A 327-nucleotide genomic window follows, 5' to 3' on the forward strand; every position below is an offset into this window, starting at 1 on the left:
GTATCCAATTGTTAGGATTACAGAATGACGAAGGGAAATGGGCTTTTCGGAAAAATGTAAATGAGATGTTTGATGATTTAGACGAGCATTCCATTCAAAAGGACGACCACAATAAAAAGGAAAAAGTTCTGGACCAAAGTTATTCTAGTTTCAACAATGTAGTGACTGAATGGGAAGAAGCTTTGGATCTACTGAATTACTATCCTTGGATACAGTTATATCCGAAATATGTACATCGAGCATTTAGTCACATGGTTTGGAAGAAAGTGACTGATGCCAACCTTTCAAGACACCAGAAAGATGAGTGGGCGAATGTCTGCTTTCCTG

At 38.2% G+C, this 327-nt stretch carries 1 protein-coding gene; it reads left to right on the forward strand.

Going from position 1 to position 327, the window contains the following annotated elements:
- The coding region (locus AOA60_RS33365) for a hypothetical protein (RefSeq protein ID WP_099585639.1) at positions 1-327 on the forward strand (327 nt) is incomplete at both ends.

The sequence above is a fragment of the Pseudomonas sp. 2822-17 genome (assembly GCF_002742485.1).
In the GTDB taxonomy this organism is placed as follows: Bacteria; Pseudomonadota; Gammaproteobacteria; order Pseudomonadales; family Pseudomonadaceae; genus Aquipseudomonas; species Aquipseudomonas cyclaminis.